Below are 18,128 nucleotides of genomic sequence, written 5' to 3'. Positions count from 1 at the left end.
ATATTAAGGAAGAAATTATGGCCACAGTAACACCCAATGCACAAGTAACAGATTATTTAAATAGCGACTACCAGGTGACTTTTACCGCAGCAGACGGCAGCGGCACCACCAACGGTATCCAGGGAAAGGATATCGGTACCGTCCAGAATATCCAGTTAGTGGATGACGATCTGGTGGTAAAAACCGACAAGGGCACTATTACTATCCATGATGTGCCGCAACTGACACCGCCTAAACTGGAAGCCGGCAGCGATGAATCACAAGACAGGGTAGTTGGTCGTGATTTTATGGCGGATTTTAATGAAATCATGAAGTTATTCCTGGAAACTGTACGTGAGCAAAGGGATGTCAACCGGGAAATGCGTAACGGCGACCGCCAGATGATGGTGGTAAAAAGTGAAGAAGCCATTTCAGCCATGCGTGATAAAGCCGCCAAAGACTTTATGGTGGGTATGATCACCAACGCCGTGACTATTGTCAGTGGCGCACTTTCAATGGCCGGCGGTATTAAAACCCTGAAAGGCTTAAGCACACCGTCTACCGGTGCAGCAGCGGCGCCTAAAGCGCCTACGCCCACCAATACCACCGGCAATACTTCCGGCGGTACGGTGAAAACTTCCAACGGTTTGGCCGAAGGCATGAGTGAAGGTTCTACCACGGCGTCAACGGCGAGCAGCACTACAAGTAACGCCAGTAAAGCCGGTCCGAAAATGACCGAAGCACAGGCACAGGCAACGACGGCGAAATATACCGCTGCCGGTAAGATCCTCGAAGGCGCTGCCGGAACAACCGGTTCAACCATTACCTTTGTGTCTACCGAAGATCAGGAAGAGCAGCAAAGGGCGGAAACCGAGTCTGGCTTGTACCGCTCCAAATCTGAAGATCAAAATCAGTACTTCAGAGATTCAAAACAGATCATCAACGATGCCATGAATATGATCAAGGCCATCAACGATGCCAGACACCAGACCAACAGTGAAATCGTCGGCAGCCGCGTGTAATTGCGATTGGTTTGGAAATGTGACAAAGGTGGGGCAACCCACCTGAGTCTGTTTTGTCGATTCTTTAACGCTTATTGAAAAGAATGCAGGGTAAATATGGAACCGCTAGATAAATTCAAATTATTGATGGCAGACATAGGTGAAGTGCTCAAGGCGAGTTCGGTGGTGCAGTTTGAAAATGGCTATTGGCTCATTGAATACGGCGACAGCGAACTGGTTTGGGTTTATTACCATCAGCAAGATGACAGTTTTACCCTTAGCGGCGAAGCCGGGGCCATAGAAAAGCAAGACCAGCTGGAGCTGTATAAGTTTTTCCTGACCTTTAATGCCCTGGGCCAGGAGCAAAGGTCGGTAAAAACTGCCTTAAGCGGCAGTGGCGACAGTTGTTTATTACTCGGGGATTACAGTGCGGCCTCGTTAAATACCTTAGAGTTTTCTGCGATCTTTTTTAATTTTGCAGAACAAATGATCCACTGGCGCTATCTGCTTAAAAGCTGGCCGACGGCAACGAGCCAGGATAAGCAAAAGCTGGTGGACAATATCTCTTTTATGAACCCAAACATGATCCGGGCATAAGCCTGTACTTTAGGAGCCGAGATGGACAGTTTATGTAGCTATGTTAACACCCATGTTAACGATGCCCCCGGGAAAGATATTCGCCTAAGTGCCAGCAAAAACGAGAACACTGGTCAGGTACAATTACATGGTGAATCAAAGCCCTCGTATTTTGCCATGAAAAATGCCGAGAAAAAGGAAAGTTTTGATCTGGCCCTGCGTTCGGTGAGAGAAGCGATTCATCAGATAGATCTTCCCGGGGTTAATAATGAAGAAATAAAAGACGTGCTGTTCTCAATATTAAATAAGAAAATGGAAGACAGCTGGTATAAGGGCGGCCATAAAAACAGCCTGAGCATGGAAGCCTTGCATTCGGTCACCGCCGCCTATGAAAGTATGATTAATCCCGATGCGGTAGAGCAGAAAGTGCAAGAAACGAAAGTCAGCTTCGCTAATACTCCGGTGAGTTTTGTGGATGAGCCTGATAGCACGAAAAGCAAACAGGTTGCCACAACGTACTCCGAGTGCCTGGATCGCCTCAACGTCAGCTCAGCCTTGATCAGTTCAAAACTTGAAGCATTAGAAAAAATCACCGTCGATAGCAATGATTACCGGGCCCTGGCTTTACATGACGGTACCCTGGAAAAACTTGAGCAGCAGCTGGACAATATTGATAATCTCAAAGATCAGGTTAACCGCAAGATCTCTGAACAGGGGACTAAGCCCAACGAGCCTATGGATCAGGACATTATTGAGCGGCTAAATGCCTTACTTGATACCACAGATGAACTGGTCAGCAAGAAGATCGATCTGAGCAGGTTCGGGGCTGTACAAACATCGGAAGATGACGAACTTGATATCAATATCGTTTATCAAAATGAAGATGACGAGGTTGATATTGTTTATCAGGATGAAGATATTGCCGCCGCTTTTGAGGAGGATATGGCTGCTATTGTCCAGGAGTCGCAGGAGATGCTTGATGATTATGATGAGGTTATTGATAGTATGATGGGGATCTTCGGTAATAGATAAAGCATTTTGTCATCAGGATAACCCGGGGTTTTTCGCTGATGAGTCCTGGAGAGAGTTTATTGATAAAGTGAATAAGTCTTAATTGAGCTGTCAGATTTGATTTTCAGAGCTTAATCAACCTGATAGTCTCCACCGTGCCAAAGAAAATACTTGAGAGCTTTATTTGTGATCTCAAGGAGACTGCATTAAATTAGCGTAACTGCCTGTCATGACTACTCTTTATATAGTTAAAGGATAGGCAGGTTATGAATAATAAAGAACTAAAAGCCTTTGCTAAAGAGGTCGAGAAACATATCAAATCCGGGCAATATCTGGCTAACTTCAGGCAGGTGCTTATTAAAGTTACCGTCTAAGCTGCTTCTAAAGCAGAATTAGAAGATCATCTTGGTTATTCCAAGCATGAAAAGTTTCACTCAGATAATCAATGCAATGGCTTCTCCAGTAAGAAGATCTGAACAGTAGATGGCCAGTTTTAGCCAGAAACGCCGCATGACAGAGACAGTAGTTTTGAGGCAAAACTTACCAAGAAATCCCAATCCCGATTTACCTCGATGGCTGATAAGAGCTTGTACCTGTATTCTAGAGGGATGACAACACGAAAAATTATCGCCACCTTTGTTTAACTTTATACCTTGATGTTCCTTCATAACATATTCCCCTAAAGCTCAAGAATTGAATTAACTGCAAACACTTTTTATCTTGCTGTTTCTTATCTTTGAACCATGAAAATTTACACCTTTAACGGGTGTAATGAGTTTTATTAAAGATAGGAAGCGATCGGATGTCATATGAAAACCACCAACTTCAACACTGGCTTAACGAGCTTGGAACTGAGTTTGATACCCAGTTTACATTAACCAATGAAGGTAGCTGCATGTTACAGGCTGGTAAGAAAACCTCTTTTGCCTTATTTGCCGATGAACTAAATGAAGGCTATTCCATTTCTTGTCACCTGCTTGATTTACCGGATCAGGAGCGTGAGCAGCTCTTAAGCCATGCCTTATCGTTAAACATGTATCAATTAGAAACCAAAGGCGCTGCAATTGCTTTGGATGAAACCGTTGGAGCGCTATTTCTTTGTTTTACTGAAACCTTTGATAAAAGGGAATATCAGGACTTTAAAAACATTCTGGATAACTTTATCGATAAGGCGGAACAGTTAAAGAAGGAATTGAAGAGCAATGTAAATAAAGCTGTTGGAAATATAGAAGATGATGGCAATGCCATGCTGGGGATGTTGAGACTTTAAAATCATCTTCGGGCAAAAGAAAGCTAAATAATAACGTAATTTTAAATGAGGTAAATATTATGGCGCAAGTAGCACAATACCAAGTCAATTTCATGCTTAAAAACCCTGAGACAAATAGATTTGAAGCAAAAAAAAGCAAGCCGATGAGTGAGGCGGCCGCGAACTCATTGATTGAGAATATGAAGGAGAATAAAGACAAGTATAGGGGGCCATGGAAGCAGAGGGCGATATCCAGTATGAGTGCCCCTGCAAGTAACTCTAAGGAGTATTCTTCACAAAGTGCCGATAAGGCCAGCAGCACTAAATCGGAAGCAAAAGCCGCCCCTACCAGTGAACAAGAAAAGGGCATACTGAGCCGACTTAACGATGATAAGTATTTTAATGACTTGCAAAAAGCTTATCCAGACCACGGCAAGAGAAAAAGTGTAAAGAGTAAACATGACTTTGCACAGCATAATCGCGCCGAGAGTATCTTTATGGCACGTGCTGTCAGAGGTTTTGATAAGGCAGTAGAACTGGGAAAAAACCCCCACCAGATCATGGGCGGCGGCACTGCTCCTTCAGTATCCCGTAACACTACCGCAAACATAGATGATATTGGCTATGATGCAAAAAACTGGACCCAAGATGCACAAGTTTTGACAAATGGCCTACTGAAAATGAACCCTAACCGGGATTATTTTGTTGTCGCCAATCCGGCAGAGAAAAAAGGTAGCAATAATGCTCAGGATGAGTTGAAGGAGAATGAAAAGTCAGCTGATTTTAAATCTTTTAAACCAACGTTACTTAAACTTAATGAACAGAAAAATGGGGCATTGCGTGCCGATCCTCAAAGTGGACAATGGCTCCCGGTTGATGATAAGTGGCTCAAAAAACAAAACTACTCAGAGTCCACTTTGATCGCATTTAGTAACGAACAAAGAGCTGTTAAATTTGAAAGTAAAGATCTCGGTAAAGTGGGGGTAGATGAAAATACCGGTCTTTATCATGAAAATATCAGTGATGATATGTGTACACTTCATGCCATTAATCATTTGATAGGCAAACAAGTGGCAAACCCTAATGTGGCGCAAGCCTTTCTAGAGTCAGATATGGGTGATAAAAATTCAAGATTCCGTACCAAGAGTGATGCTGAAACTTATAATGTTGATAATAAGCCACCGAATGTTTCACAAGGGGTTGATTATAATCAAGGAAAAGCATTACTTGAATTTTTAGCCGACCAAGGTCAGATTGACAGTTCATGGAAGAATACTGCTATATTTTCTGGAGAGCTGCAAAAAACGCCTGCAGATAAAATGACAGATAAGCAAAAAGAATTGGTAGAGAAGGGAGTGCAACTTGATGATATATCTGCGAAAGCTGATGAGTTGGCTGAGAGCGGAGTAACGGGGATGTTGCTTGGCCGCTCATCCAATACACACTCCTATAGCTTAAATTATTCAGAGCAAACAGAGAAGTGGCATATCCTTGATAGTCGTGCAAAGGGGGTAAGTGAAGGATTTGAAAAACCGAGTGACGCTATAAAGCATTTGGTCGGGAGCAATAAAAACGACCATGCTATGGCTACACTGTTAGCGAAACAGCCGGCTAATCATTCAATAGGCAACAATAACAACAATAACAACAATAACAACAATAGTAGCAATGAGCCGGAGAAAGTAGATAAAGAGGCCAGTAAACAGCCGGCTAATGACTCAACAAGTAACAATAACAGCAATGAGCCGGAGAAAGCAGATAAGAAGGCCAGTAAAGAATAGGAATTGACAGCTAATTTTACCTTAATGGGTCGTTAAAGGCTCGACCGGTAAATATAGTGAATGGGGAGCTGAGCCCACAGGCTCCCCATTATTAAGAATACAGGATGCAAAAAACGGCAATCCTAACTCAACATTGCCAGCGAGATAAAGTACAAAAGTAAAGCCTGATTCCTGACTTCGGCTTGATGCAAATACTGTGATATTCATACCTCATTTAGCTCAAAGAGGACATATTCAGGCCAAAGGTAACAGGCTGAAAAGTTTACCTGGTATTGTTTTCTTGCCTGATAAGCATATAAAGAAAGTTTACGATAAAGAGTTGTTTCCTGGCCGGCTGGTGTTCATTTTTAATAATGTTTTTGCGACCAAAAAACATTACTGGTTACTTACTTAAAAAGCTAATGAGAGAGCAATATGTTAGTAACCAAAGATCAGGTAATATACGGCGCTGACCATGAATTGTCCAATTGGTTGAGCTCTGCCGGAATAGATACAACAAAACTTGTCATTAATACGTCCTCCGATGGTGAGCGCCGGCTAGTGGCCGCTTACCCATTAATGGCGGGGGAGAAATTGTTAACTTTGCCCCAGTCCCATTTGATGGGGGGCGGGGTAGCCCGACAATCCGATATCGGAGAAAAACTGCTGCAAGCCGGGATTAAGGAGGGGCATGCCTTGCTGTCAGCTTATCTGCTGCAAGAAAACAACAGGGAAAACTCCTTTTGGGCGCCTTATCTGGAGATGTTGCCGGCACACTTTAACCACATCCCGTTATTTTATTCCACCGACATGCTCTGTCAGTTACAGGGTTCTCCCGTTATTGAAATGATACTGATGAGGCGTTTTACCCTGGAGCAGGATTATCACCGGCTCAGGGAACTTCCTGAAATGAAAGACGTGACCCTTGTTCAATACATGTGGGCACGAACGGTAATCAACAGTCGTTGCTTTACCCTCAATGGTGAAGTGGTGCTTGGCCCGTTGCTCGATATGGCCAATCACATGTCCAGGCCCAATAGCCTTTGGCAGCAAAATAAGGAAAAAAATGCCTTAGTGCTGGTCAGTCAGGATAACATTGCTGCCGGTGAAGAGATTACCGTCAGTTACGGCCGTAAAAGTAACCGCCGCCTTTTTGCCAGCTATGGCTTTGTCCATGATGATAGCCGCTTTAACAGCGCCAGGATCACCGTATCTCTGGATGTGGCAGACTCCCTGATAGCAGAAAAGATAGCCTTGATGGAGATAGAAAACTATGCCCTGGACATAGATATCGGCCCGGGTGAGCCGGAAGGTTTTTTAAAAGCACTGATGTTTTTACGAATAAGTACATCAAAGTGTCTGCAATCAGAGTTGTCCTGTTACCAAAAACCGCGTACCAGGCTTGATGAAATTTTGGCCTTGCAGGCATTTTTGCAAACTTGCCAGCAAATGCTGGCCCTGTATGACAGCAATGAAGTTACGCAAGTGCCTCAGCGGGGAGGACAAAATATAGCAGATTGCAAAAAATTTCTTGCCCAGGAAAAGCAAACCCTTAAGCACTATGTTTCGTTTGTCTCGACCGCATTAACCTTTCTGACTCACGGCAAGCGTATTGATTATATTCAACAGGAATTAGAAACCCGCTATCAGAGAGATTTATTGGCTTTATTTGAGGAAGAGCAAATTGATAACGTCAGCGGATATTAATATCGAACCTTTAAAACCGGCACATTGGTCGAAAATTTTACGCATCCGGTTGTACCCCTTACAACAGGCATTTGTACCGTCGCCGATGAAAGTGCAAAGCCAGTATATTTTCGATCGTAAAGATAACAAACCGCCGTTTGAAGTCTTTGTGATTACTATAGCCGATCAGGTGGCGGGCTTTTTTACCCTGGTCAAGGATGTTGATGATTATCTCTGGTTTGGCGGTTTCCAGGTCGATACTGCTTTTCAAAACTCGGGGGTCGGCAGGGCGGTTTTTGAAAGGTTATATGCTTTTATTATCAAGTCTCCGGAATTTGCCGGGATCAGTTTGAATGTACAATATAATAACAAAGCGGTTATTCGCTTTTACCAGCGTATGGGTTTTGACCTGGTAGCCATGATGAAACCGGCGGATGAACCTTTATGGTTGATGAAAATAAGCCGGGAAAATATTGCCCAAAAGAGCAAGAGTTAACAACTTTAATGCTTGCTCACACTATCGCCCCTTAGCTTTAAGTTACGGGGCGTTTTACTTTATATCGGGACAACCATACTTGCTCCGCCTGGCATTTAAAGCATGCCTGTTGCCGGGGAGGCCCGACAAAAGCCACATCACGATCTGACTTCTTGAGCCCCGGCCTCATTAGCTGCCTATTGTTGCTATTCATTTTATTTATTTTTAATGCAATTGCCTGCTTGGGCGCGATGCGGGGTTTTATGATAAATCTGGAGCTTTAATGATTAGAGCCACTAATCTGGCGTGTGATACTTATGTGATAAAAATGAGATTAAAACGTTAGAGAACCGTGATCGAATCGTTATTAATGTGTGAGTTATTTTCTGCGGCATTTGGTTAACTTATTTCGTGCTTATATTTAAAAGGAACGATTATGAGTACAAATAAATTAACCCAAGCAGAAAGTGTAAATGAAACCAAACCGAGTCCTTACCTGCTCAAAAGCAGTAGTGCCAAAGGACTTATATCTGAACAAATTCGTCAAAAAGCAGGCGTTCAAAGGCAGGCATTTTTACCTGAACCCTTGCAGGAATTAGCTTTGTCAGATCGGATCCTGTTCGAGTTTTTCGGTCAGGGGATGGCACAAGCGCCGGATTATCACTTGATCCATCAGGCCTTTGAACAATATGCCCGTCTTAATCCCGATGATATTGCCGTCACCCACCTGGGCAGCAGCATTTCTTATGGCCAGTTAAATCAAAAAGCAGATTTATTGGCGAAAAAGCTGATAATCCTGGGGGTGAACCCCGGCGATAAGGTGGGGCTGTTTTTAACCCGCTCTATTGCCATGGTGGTGGGGATATTGGCGGTGCTGAAACTTGGTGCGGCTTATGTGCCGCAGCATTTAGGAGTGACCAAAGACCAGCAATTATTGCATATCATTAAGGTGGCCAAGATCAAGGTTATTTTAACCTTGTCCGATCTTGCTCATTTACTACCGCCAACACATGCATGCCAACTGGTGTGGGCGGATGAAGTGATAACCGAAAGCTATCAGCACTTGTCCTTGCCGGATCTGAGCCGGTACCGGGACGGCAGTTTATTGAGCTTTGTGCTGTTCACCTCGGGCACTACCGGTCAACCCAACGGGGTCTGCGTCAGCCACCGCAATCTGTGCAATATTGTTTTAACAGCCCCCGGCAACCTGATGACTAAACCCAGGCAAAAAGTGGCGCAAGTGCTCAGCATCGCTTTTGATATGGCGGCCTGGGAAATCTTCACTAGCCTGGCGCATGGTGCAACCTTATGTATTCGCGGCAAAAAAATCAGCGATATTGACCCGGATATTGAAACCATTATTGCCACTCCGTCGATCTTATCCGCGCTTAACCCGGCCGACTTTAGCAAGATTAAGTGCGTGGCGGTGGCGGGGGAGCCATGCCCTGAGCCCCTGGCGAATTTATGGTCTGGCTATTGCCGTTTTTATAACGCCTGTGGCCCGACCGAAACCACTATTGTCAATACCATGCAAGATTACCAGCCGGGACTTAAGCCGTTAACCATAGGCAGTCCGACCCCCAATAATACCGTCTATGTGCTCGATGAAAACGAGCAGCCATGCCGTATCGGGGAAACCGGTGTGATGTGGGCCGGGGGAGAGTGCGTGACCCAGGGGTATCTTGGCAACGATGTCCTTACCGCACAAAGATATAAAAGCGATCCTTTTCGCGGCAACGGCGCCATGATGTTCAGGACCGGCGATCTCGGGCGCTGGAATGCCGACGGCGAGCTTGAGCACCTGGGACGCATTGATGATCAGGTGAAGATTAAAGGTTTTCGGGTGGAGCTGGACTCGGTTTCTGCCTGCCTGGAAAAGGTGGCGGGTTGCCGCCAGGCGGTCACGTTAAAACTGGATAAGGAAAGCCTGATCGCCTTTGTCACTCCGGCAGAGCTGAACACAAGTGAACTGCAACAAGCTGCTGAGCAAGGCTTGCCTTATTACGCCGTTCCCAAGGCTATCATGCCCCTGGCAGAGCTGCCGATGACCCCCAGGGGAAAGGTGGATAAACGGGCTTTGCTGGCCGGTTATTTGGCCACTAAGCCTAAAGCAGATGAGCCCTTGCAAGTACAGGGGCTTTCCCCGGCGGAGGTCAGTTATGAATAATTCAATGGCATTGGCGCTGCCCGAGCAGCAGCCGCTGGCAAAGCGTTTATTGAAATATCCGTTTCTGGCCCATTACCAGCGTTTATTTTTATTGGTGAGCGCCGTTAATCTCTACTTTTTATTTAACGGCGTATTTACCGAGCACTGGTGGCATGAAAATGGGTTTGCCCTGGAAACCATCAGCGAGCTGATGCTGGTGAACCTGACGGTGGCGATTTTAATTCGTCAGCAATATGTGATCAATGGTTTGTTTTGGCTGGCGACACGTGCCCCTACCAGCTGGCCGCTGAGCATTCGCTGGCACTTAGCCAAGGTCTACCATTTCGGCGGCTTGCACAGTGGATGTGCGACCTTCGCCACGGCCTGGTTTTTCATTTATAACGCCTCGCTCTGGTTTTATTCGCTGCAGGGCATAAACCTGGTGCCGGACTTTTTACTGGCGCTGTCGACGGTATTGTCTGCAACGTTATTGCTGATAGCACTTTGTGCATTGCCTGCCATACGGCGCGATTATCACAACCTGTTTGAAATCGTCCACAGGTTTGGCGGTTGGAGCGTGTTAGCGGGTTTCTGGCTGCATACCTGGTTGTCTGTTATCCCGGCAAACGGTGAATTAGCCCCGTTGTTACAAAGCCCGGCATTCTGGCTGCTTTGCCTGGTTACCATCAGCATCATTTTGCCCTGGCTCAGGTTAAAAAAAGTGCCTGTAGTTATCACCCGGCCGTCTTCCCACGTGGCGCTGGCCAAGTTTGATTACGGGGTGACACCGTTTGCCGGTTCATCGACCGCCATTAGCCGCAGCCCGTTAACCCAGTGGCATTCGTTCGCCAATGTGCCGAGCCCGAATGAACCCGGGTTCAGGCTGACCATTTCACGCGCCGGTGACTGGACCGGTGAGCTTATCGACGATATGCCTTCGCATCTTTGGGTGCGGGGCATACCAACCGCCGGGGTCGCCAATATCGAGGTGTTATTTAAGCGCGTTATTTACATTGCCACAGGCAGTGGTATCGGCCCCTGTTTGCCGCATTTATTGGCTGCCAAGGTGCCTGCCTTGCTGGTATGGGCAACCCGTGATCCGCGCAAAACCTACGGCGATGAGCTGGTCGATGAAATCATGTCGGCACAGCCCGATGCCGAGATCTGGAATACCAGAGAAAAAGGCAAGCCGGATATGGTTGCCCTGGCTTATCGCGCCTACAGGCAATTTAATGCCGAGGCGGTGATTTGTATCTCCAACCAGGCACTCACCAATGAAGTGGTTTATGGCATGGAAAGCCGCGGCATTCCCGCTTATGGCGCTATCTGGGATTCGTGATCCCAACAGTCAGCACCGGGGCGGTGATGGCCTATGAATCAACAATTAAAGGAATTTATTATGAATAATATCAAGGTAAAAAACAGCGAGAACATCAAAGAGGAAACCTTTGAGGCAAATGCCAATGTCAGGGTGGAAATCACCGGCAAGGTCGCCTTGCTTACCCTAAACCGCGATCAGGCCCTCAATGCTTTAAACAGCGCCTTAATGCAGGAATTGATCGCCAAAATGCAGCAGCTTGAAGCCAATTCGGATATCGGCTGTTTCGTGATCACAGGCAACAGCCGGGTCTTTTGTGCCGGTGCCGACATCAAGGAAATGCAAAGTAAATCCTGTCAGCAAATGTTAGCCGAAGATTATTTCAGTCCCTGGGAGCGGTTCACTGCCATCAAAACCCCGAAGATAGCTGCCGTTTGCGGTTATGCCCTGGGAGGCGGCTGTGAGCTGGCCATGATGTGCGATCTGATTTATGCCGGGGAAAGTGCGGTGTTTGCCCAGCCGGAAATTAACCTGGGGGTTATACCCGGAATCGGTGGCACGCAAAGGCTGACCCGCAGCATAGGCAAAGCGAAAGCCATGGATCTGATCTTAACCGGACGTTACATGGCGGCCAGTGAAGCAGAGCAGTCCGGCCTGGTGGCCCGGGTGTTTACGGATGAAACCCTGCTGGAGGAAGCCTTATTCGCGGCGCAAAGCATCAGCGAGAAAGGGCGCTTAAGCGTGGCTTTGGCGAAAGAGGCAATAGAGCAGTCGATGGAATTGCCGCTGACGCAGGGACTCTTGTTCGAGCGCCGGGTTTTTCATTCCCTGTTCGCCAGTGAAGCTCAGCAAGAGGGTATGGCGGCGTTCATTGAAAAGCGTCGGCCCAGCTTCACTCAGTTTTAACATTTTCAGTAAGCAAAATTTATCTATTAATTTTAAAAGGAACTTTCTTATGTACCAAGTTATTAAAAACACAGCGAAAAAAGTAATTAAAACAAACACTGTCCAGATCATCAGCAAGCTATTGGTTACCGGGCTGCTCTTTAACGTTAATCCTGCTTTTGCCGAGCAGGAAAGCGGTTTTGTTAATGTCTCGGTTAATTACTGGGACTGGAGCCAGGGCACACAGGAGCGCTCCGGCAAGAAAAGCTTCAGTTATGTCGGCGCTGAAGCCGGGGGCGGATACGACTGGGGAGATGTCTATGGTTTTCTTTATTTGCAAAACCCGGCGAAGGGCGATTTTAAAGCAGATCAGGCAGGCCAGCAGGGGGCGGATCAATTTCGTATCGAGGCTAAAACTACGGTGAATATCAATATTTCGGACTCCAACTGGAACTGGTATGGGGATATTTTTAATTTCAGCGATTCTGCCGGGGGTTACGAGCAAAACCTGATCGCCGGACTCAGTTATGAAGTTAATACCGACAGTGGTTTTTGGATACGGCCGTTTTTAGGGGCACATTATGTCCATAACAGCGATATCGGTGCAGGCTTTAACGGTGTCATGACCGGCTGGGCCTTAGGTTACACTACTTTTATCGATGATCATAAACTGACCTTTTTTAACTGGAATGAAATCGAATTGTTGCGCGCCGACGAATATGCCGCCATTAACGGCGATACAACCGGGTTAAATGGCGCGGCATCGGTGTGGTATCACTATAGCGACCAGCTATCTTTTGGTATCCAGTATCGTTATGCCAAGGATAAACTGGGTGCCAATACCTACCAAAACGGTTTTATTTATACCACTAAATATAACTTTTAATCTCGGTTTTAAGTGATTTAACCCGGTTCATCGAGCCGGGTTAGTATTGTTCGGTTAAGCCGCTATATTGCTGCTGCAGAACTGCACAAGCAGCAAAAATAACAAAAAGAACAGTAACAGCAATAACCTGTGCTAGTTATGCCCCGGCGCACGCCATTAAATGAGCGGTTGCAGTGCTTGCCAGCTAAATGTCGGCCCCTGCTTGCAGGCATAAGCATGCCTGATATAACAATGGCCGCAAAGTCCCAGAGCGCAGTGCATGCGCCGCTCGACACTGAGAAAAACCGAATCCGGTTTCAGGCCAAAGTCCACCAGTTCAGTTGCCGCGGCCTGCATCATTTGCTCAGGGCCGCATAACAAGGCCACCGTTGGCGCCCTGGAATAGCCGGCGAAGACATCGGCTAAAATATCCAGCGGGGTTCCCTGGCAGCTGTTAATCAGTTGCGGCTGTGTTGTTGCCACCGGGCTAAGTTCATCAAAGGTGTTATAAAGTTTGATTTTTTGTTGCCAACGCAGCCGCTCCGGGCTGAGCATTTGTGCTTTGGGGTTGCGGGCGCCGTAGATTAAGGTCAGTTCATTGCAATACTTGCTCCCGGAATTTGTTAAGGTTTCAATTAAATAAACCAGGGGCGCTAACCCGCATCCTCCGGCGATGATGAGAATATCCCGGTTGTTAAGTTCTTCCATCGGCCAGCCCCGGCCAAACGGACCCCGGGCTCCGAGCACAGCTCCGGGATTAAGCTCGAATAAATGGCCGGTGACCTTGCCCATTTTACGGATAAAAGCGCTGAATTCGCCCTTGCTGTCAGGGGGCGAGGTGAAAGTAAAAGGGGCTTCTCCCGCGCCCGGGACATAAAGCATAAAGAATTGTCCCGGTTGAACCTTTGACCAGAGGTTGTGGTGCCTGGTATTGGTTAAACAAAAGCGGTAGTGGCGGGCTTCTTCGCCGTCATCAATATAGTTCAGGAGCTGTATGCTGTCCGGGATGTGTTCAGCCATGGTTCACTATCCTCTTCATTACCGAATGCACGCCGATAATACCGGGGCATGTCTGTTCGCAGCGCCCGCAGCCAACGCAGCCGTAGCGTTGAAATTCATCAAGATAGGCATTGGAGAATTTGTGCTGCCAAAACCTTTGTACCCGCTTGCCCGGCTCGGTTGACGGATTATGAAAGCTGGCTTCGCGCTGAAACCCTTCATATAAACAAGAATCCCAGAAACGCTCTTGGCTGAGATCACCGTTTTTTTCCTTTTTCTCCCGCGTGCCGTAGCAGGAGCAGGTTGGACATAAGCTGGTACAGCCGGAGCAGCCGATGCACTGGATTGCCATTTCCTGCCATACCTTGTCGGCAATGCTGTGATCATTGATTTTTGCGATCCCCAAGCTGATATGCCTGGCATCGGCAAAACCCTGCTCGCATTGCTGTAAATTCTGCTGCCTTTGCTCCTGGTCTTGCTCCCCGGCCAGCGGCAGGTCCAGGCCTGCAAGTGCCCGGAGGCCTTTAGCCGTGTTTTCTATCAGCAGGTAACGGTTATTATCCAGGGGATGCAGGGTAAGATCGGCAGTATGACTCCTGACCCCGGGTCCGGCGTCGACGGTGGGACAAAAACCGTGTCGGCAGGGGCTGGTGCAATCAAGCCCGACCAATAATGCCTGCTTGCGCCTCGCCTGGTAGTAGGGATCTGCTTTAAAGAAAATATCCTGATAATAAATCGCGCTGAGATCGCAGCTTTGTACACCAAAAAGCACAAATGGCGGCGGGGTGGGCAGGGTTTCGCGAAACTCTGTGCCGTTAAAAGCCAGTACTTTCTCATGCTCGGCAAAAAAATACCCTTTGGCTGAGCTCAGCGGCTGTTCGCTGATAAGTGGCGGCAGCTTCCCGTCATGCGCTGAATCATCCAGCTGTTGCCAGTAACATTGCTGCTGCGGGCTTTTTACCACCTGGTAAAAGGTAAAAGATTTCGCCAGGTGGCGTTGTAACGTTTGTACATCATCAAGCAGATAACTTTGCATGTATCACCTCAATGCGTCGACCTGCAACTGTGATACCGGCTTGGGCTCCCTTGGCGGCAGTAGCGGAAATACACTGACGGCACAAGCCTTAAGCTCAGGCATTTTGGTCACCGGATCTTGCGCGGTATTGGTAAGCTGGTTCGAAGGCGCTTCTTTAAAATGATAAGGCATGCTCACCAGGCCTTCGGGGACGTCTTCTGTGAGCATTGCCCGGGTTTCAACATAACCGCGGCGTGATTTAATGCCGACGGCTGCCTGTTGATGGATGTTATAGCGCCTGGCATCTTTTGGGTTGATAAACAAGATCCCCGGCGGAGTTTCCCGCTCCAATAAGGGAGATTTTCGGGTCATGGAGCCGCAGCCGTAATGAAAATGTAAACGGTTGGTGGTCAGTTGCAGCGGATAGCTTTTATCGATATCTTCATCTATTTCCACATAATTAACCGGGATCAGTTTGGCTTTGCCTATGGGAAAGGTTTTTGTGTGTAATATCTCAGTGCCCAGCGGGCTCTGCGCTGTACAGGGCCATTGCAGTCCCTGATATTGATCAATTTTTACATAAGTCATTGCCTGGTAGGCGGGTGTCAGGGATGCCAGTTCATCAAAAACCTGCTCGCTGTTTTGCCAGTTGAGCTTGGTGCTGCCCATCGCCTGCGCCAGGGCCTGCAGCCATTGCCAGTCGCCTTTGCACTCGCCAAGCTCCGGCAGCGCTTTGCGCACCCTTTGTACCCGGCGCTCGCAATTGGTAAAAGTCCCGTCTTTTTCGGCAAAGGAAGCCGCCGGCAGGATATAATCGGCCAGTTTGGCGGTTTCTGTCAGGCTAAGCTCGGCCACCACCAATAGATCCAGTTTTTGCAGGGCGCTTTTCACATGATTTTGATCCGGATCGGTAACCACGGGATCTTCGCCAAAAAGGATCAGGGCGCGAAAGTCTCCCGACAGCGCCGCCTTGGTCATACCCAGAGACGTTAATCCAGGCTCGCGGGCAACTTCTCCCCAGGCCCGGGTAAATTTTTCCTGTGACTGGGGATCGGCGACCGGCTGGTAGCCGTTATAAACATTGGGCAAACAGCCCATATCGCATGCCCCCTGGACATTGTTTTGTCCGCGCAGCGGATTGACCCCGGTACCGGGTTTGCCGATATGGCCACAGACCAGCGCCAGGTTTGACAGGGCCATAACATTATTGGTGCCGCTGACATATTGGGTGATGCCCATGCCGTAACAAATCATTGCCCGTTTCGCCTGGCTATAGGCTTTGGCTGCCGCTTTGATTTGTTCGCCACTGACCCCGGTGATATCGGCCACCGACTCGGGGGCGATGTCTTTGACCTGCTGCGCCAGTTGCTCAAAGCCGGAGCAGCGCTCGCGGATAAAGGCTGAATTGTGCCAGTTTTCTTTGATGATGGTGTGGAGCATGGCATTGATCAGGGCGATGTTGGTGCCAAGTTTCAGCTGTAAATGCATAGAGCTGAGTTTTGCCAGCCGGGTCACCCTGGGATCGATCACGATTAACTGTGCGCCGTCGAGCCTGGCCTGCATAATGTGTCCGCCTATGACGCTGTGATTTTCCGTGGGATCTGCGCCGATGATCAAGATCAGCTCGGTTGCAAAGATATCCTTGGCGCTGTTGGTCATGGCGCCCGAACCTAAGGTTTGTTTTAATCCCGCTACTGTCGGGCTGTGACAGATACGGGCGCAGTGGTCGATATTGTTGGTTTTAAGCACAGTGCGGGCAAATTTTTGCGCCGCATAGTTGTCCTCATTGCTGGCCCGGGCGCTGGAGATCACCCCAAGTGCTTTCGGCCCGGATTCGGCTGAGATATCCTTGAGTTCTGCGGCGATATCCGTCAGTGCTTCCTGCCAGCTGATGGGATAAAAGTTTTTGTTGACTCGTTTTAACGGGGTGGTAATGCGGTCAATTTCGCTGACACCGTAAGCCGTACTCCAGCCTTTTTCGCATAATTTGCTCTTACTGACGGGGTGGTTGGCCATGGGCTCGACACTTAAGCGCCTTTGCGTTTTATCCACCTTAAGACAAATACCACACCCTACGCCGCAAAAGGGGCAAATGCTGTTGATCATTTGCTCGGACATTTTCGCCTCCTTCACAAAACCCGCACTACCAGTGTAGACGGCATTGGCAGTCGCGAATAAAATTTTTGCAAATAAAATGATTTGGATCAGACTAATATCACTTATAGATGAAACATCCGGGCTGACTTGCCTTGAGGAGAAGATGATGTCGGATATTTATGGTTTCGATGCCTTTGCTCCCAAAGATATTTCTGAGCGGGTTAAAAATATAGGTGTAGCCAAGGCCGGTTTGCCCTGGTTGTCGGTATTGATGCTTGGCGTGCTTGCCGGAGCCTTTATCGGCCTGGGAGGCCTTTATTATGTGATCGTTAAATCCGACCCATTGTTAAGTTTTGCCGCCAGCCAGTTGCTCGGCGGTTTAGTGTTTTGCCTGGGACTCTTGCTGGTAGTGGTTGCCGGTGCTGAATTGTTTACCGGCAATAACCTGCTGGTGATGGCCTGGGCGGAAAGGCACATTACCACAAAGCAGTTGTTAAAGAATTGGCTGCTCGTTTGTCTGGGCAATTTTATCGGCGCATCGGCACTGGCCTGCCTGGTGTTTATATCCGGACATACCGAGATGAATCAGGGCCTCATTGGCGAAACCTATCTAAAAATCGGTGTTATCAAATGTAGTATGCCTTTGTGGCAGGCTTTTTTTAAAGGCATTTTATGTAATGTATTGGTGTGTCTTGCGGTATGGATGGCCTTTGCCGGGCGCAGCGTTGTGGACAAAGCGGTGGCGATTGTTTTTCCGATTTCGGCCTTTGTCGCCGCAGGTTTTGAACATAGTATTGCCAATATGTACTTTATTCCCCTGGCTATGCTGGAAAAATACGCTGCCGGACAGGGCGATGCGACGATGCAGGCCCTCTCCTGGGCGGGCTTTTTACATAATCTTATGCCTGTTATTCTAGGCAATATTATCGGGGGCGGTGTGTTGGTGGCTCTGGTTTATCACATTATTTACCGCAGGAAGGCGGTGCTTGCCCCGGGTAAGGAGTAAAGCCATCGGGGAGTGGAGCAAAACCTTGGTGGCATGCAGGTATTTTTAACCTAAGGGAGA

At 47.8% G+C, this 18,128-nt stretch carries 16 protein-coding genes; 12 read left to right on the top strand and 4 right to left on the bottom strand.

The genetic code is table 11. The annotated features are described in order from the left end of the window. Positions 1-17: 17 nt before the first annotated feature. From SG35_RS14555 to SG35_RS14545, 3 genes are all read left to right on the top strand, one after another. Positions 18-1,001: a hypothetical protein gene (locus tag SG35_RS14555; protein WP_044834545.1), complete on the top strand. Its 984-nt coding sequence runs from the start codon at positions 18-20 to the stop codon at positions 999-1,001. Between the two features lie 96 nt (positions 1,002-1,097). Then, positions 1,098-1,577: a type III secretion system chaperone gene (locus tag SG35_RS14550; RefSeq protein ID WP_044834544.1), complete on the top strand. Its 480-nt coding sequence runs from the start codon at positions 1,098-1,100 to the stop codon at positions 1,575-1,577. 21 nt (positions 1,578-1,598) lie between these two features. Beyond that, on the top strand, positions 1,599-2,588 hold the full coding sequence (locus SG35_RS14545) for a hypothetical protein (protein ID WP_044834543.1): 990 nt from the start codon (positions 1,599-1,601) through the stop codon (positions 2,586-2,588). Between the two features lie 413 nt (positions 2,589-3,001). On the opposite strand, the gene SG35_RS32185 is transcribed toward SG35_RS14545, so the two are convergent. Next, positions 3,002-3,235 (bottom strand): hypothetical protein, encoded by a 234-nt coding sequence (locus tag SG35_RS32185; RefSeq protein WP_236702652.1) that lies wholly within the window; start codon positions 3,233-3,235, stop codon positions 3,002-3,004. A 134-nt stretch (positions 3,236-3,369) separates the two neighbouring features. Between SG35_RS32185 and SG35_RS14535 the strand changes: the two genes are divergently transcribed. The 8 genes from SG35_RS14535 to SG35_RS14500 all read left to right on the top strand — a co-directional run bounded on the left by SG35_RS14535 (position 3,370) and on the right by SG35_RS14500 (position 12,972). Further along, the gene (locus SG35_RS14535) at positions 3,370-3,837 is read left to right on the top strand and encodes a CesT family type III secretion system chaperone (protein WP_044834542.1); all 468 of its coding nucleotides are present in this window, start codon (positions 3,370-3,372) and stop codon (positions 3,835-3,837) included. A 59-nt stretch (positions 3,838-3,896) separates the two neighbouring features. Further along, on the top strand, positions 3,897-5,597 hold the full coding sequence (locus SG35_RS14530) for a hypothetical protein (protein WP_044834541.1): 1,701 nt from the start codon (positions 3,897-3,899) through the stop codon (positions 5,595-5,597). Positions 5,598-6,011: 414 nt separating this feature from the next. Further along, on the top strand, positions 6,012-7,283 hold the full coding sequence (locus SG35_RS14525; RefSeq protein ID WP_044834540.1) for an SET domain-containing protein: 1,272 nt from the start codon (positions 6,012-6,014) through the stop codon (positions 7,281-7,283). After that, entirely contained in the window at positions 7,261-7,758 is a 498-nt protein-coding gene (locus SG35_RS14520; RefSeq protein WP_152646725.1) for a GNAT family N-acetyltransferase, read from the top strand. The genes SG35_RS14525 and SG35_RS14520 overlap by 23 nt, the downstream gene beginning before the upstream one ends. Before the next feature lie 415 nt (positions 7,759-8,173). After that, a complete protein-coding gene (locus SG35_RS14515; RefSeq protein ID WP_084692884.1) occupies positions 8,174-9,904 on the top strand; it encodes an amino acid adenylation domain-containing protein in 1,731 nt (576 codons plus the stop codon). After that, the gene (locus tag SG35_RS14510; protein ID WP_044834538.1) at positions 9,897-11,222 is read left to right on the top strand and encodes a ferredoxin reductase domain-containing protein; all 1,326 of its coding nucleotides are present in this window, start codon (positions 9,897-9,899) and stop codon (positions 11,220-11,222) included. The genes SG35_RS14515 and SG35_RS14510 overlap by 8 nt, the downstream gene beginning before the upstream one ends. A gap of 60 nt (positions 11,223-11,282) precedes the next feature. Continuing rightward, positions 11,283-12,107, top strand: coding sequence for an enoyl-CoA hydratase-related protein (locus SG35_RS14505; protein WP_084692883.1), 825 nt, complete (start codon positions 11,283-11,285; stop codon positions 12,105-12,107). A 49-nt stretch (positions 12,108-12,156) separates the two neighbouring features. Continuing rightward, a complete protein-coding gene (locus SG35_RS14500; RefSeq protein ID WP_053043255.1) occupies positions 12,157-12,972 on the top strand; it encodes an outer membrane protein OmpK in 816 nt (271 codons plus the stop codon). A 156-nt stretch (positions 12,973-13,128) separates the two neighbouring features. Here the strand turns inward: SG35_RS14500 and SG35_RS14495 are convergent, their stop codons facing one another. Genes SG35_RS14495 through fdhF form a run of 3 tightly spaced genes read right to left on the bottom strand, consistent with a single transcriptional unit; the run spans position 13,129 to position 17,083 of the window. Next, positions 13,129-13,971: an FAD/NAD(P)-binding protein gene (locus SG35_RS14495; RefSeq protein WP_044834537.1), complete on the bottom strand. Its 843-nt coding sequence runs from the start codon at positions 13,969-13,971 to the stop codon at positions 13,129-13,131. Further along, entirely contained in the window at positions 13,964-14,986 is a 1,023-nt protein-coding gene (locus tag SG35_RS14490) for a 4Fe-4S dicluster domain-containing protein (RefSeq protein ID WP_044834536.1), read from the bottom strand. The genes SG35_RS14495 and SG35_RS14490 overlap by 8 nt, the downstream gene beginning before the upstream one ends. Before the next feature lie 3 nt (positions 14,987-14,989). Next, positions 14,990-17,083 (bottom strand): formate dehydrogenase subunit alpha, encoded by a 2,094-nt coding sequence (fdhF, locus tag SG35_RS14485; protein WP_044834535.1) that lies wholly within the window; start codon positions 17,081-17,083, stop codon positions 14,990-14,992. 142 nt (positions 17,084-17,225) lie between these two features. Between fdhF and SG35_RS14480 the strand changes: the two genes are divergently transcribed. Continuing rightward, positions 17,226-18,068: a formate/nitrite transporter family protein gene (locus SG35_RS14480; RefSeq protein WP_236702651.1), complete on the top strand. Its 843-nt coding sequence runs from the start codon at positions 17,226-17,228 to the stop codon at positions 18,066-18,068. Positions 18,069-18,128 lie beyond the last annotated feature (60 nt).

The sequence above is a fragment of the Thalassomonas actiniarum genome (assembly GCF_000948975.2).
Classification (GTDB): domain Bacteria; phylum Pseudomonadota; class Gammaproteobacteria; order Enterobacterales; family Alteromonadaceae; genus Thalassomonas; species Thalassomonas actiniarum.
This window is presented reverse-complemented; position numbering and strand designations above follow the sequence as displayed.